Below are 715 nucleotides of genomic sequence, written 5' to 3'. Positions count from 1 at the left end.
GGTCCACGACGTGGTCGACGACCTCTGCCGAGACCGGTCCCGTGGTCGCCAGGGTCTCCAGCGCGTGGACGAGCTCGGTGCGCATGCCGGCGAGGAACACGTACGCGACGGCGTCGACGGGGACCCGGTCCAGGGTTCCGCGATCCGCCCAGACGTCGTCCACCCGCTGCAGCGCACCGCCCGCGAGGGCGGCGTCCGTCAGCGCGAGCACCGCGCGCGGGTTCCCTCCCGTCCGTGCGACGACCGCCGCGGTCAGGCCGGCGTCCGCGGGTGCGCCCAGCACCGACCCGAGCAGGTCCGCGACACCGCGGAAGTCCAGGGGCGGGACGCGGACCTCCGCGGGCGCCCGCTCGAGGAGCAGGCCGCCCATCCCCGCCGTCGGGTCGCGCAGGGGGTCCCGCGTCGTCGTGGTGATGAGCACGCACGACGTCCGCGCCAGCGCCCGGGCCACCACCGAGAGACTCGACGTGTCGACCCGGTCCGCGTCGTCGAGGAGCAGGACGCTGCGGCGGGGCCCCTCGAGCTCCGCGACGAGCCACTCGGTGAGCTCGGCCTCGTCCGGGGTGCCGAGCGGCGCCGAGGGGTGGTTCAGCAGGGTGGACAGCGGTGTCGCCCCGCGGGCGCGCAGCAGCAGCGCCTGGGCCCCGCGCTGCGACAGGTCCGCGAGCAGCGTCTCGAGCACCGTGGACTTCCCTGCACCGCGGTCGCCACGCAC

1 protein-coding gene is annotated in these 715 nt (G+C 76.4%); it reads right to left on the bottom strand.

The window, feature by feature from the left end; translation table 11 throughout:
• On the bottom strand, positions 1-682 hold a 682-nt coding region (locus tag FHR04_RS20770), incomplete at its 3' end, for a hypothetical protein (RefSeq protein WP_211344234.1).
• Between the last annotated feature and the right edge of the window lie 33 nt (positions 683-715).

The sequence above is a fragment of the Deinococcus radiopugnans ATCC 19172 genome (assembly GCF_006335125.1).
GTDB classification, from domain to species: Bacteria; Deinococcota; Deinococci; order Deinococcales; family Deinococcaceae; genus Deinococcus; species Deinococcus radiopugnans.
The sequence above is the reverse complement of the archived record's forward strand: the minus strand, read 5'-3'. Positions and strand labels throughout refer to the sequence as shown.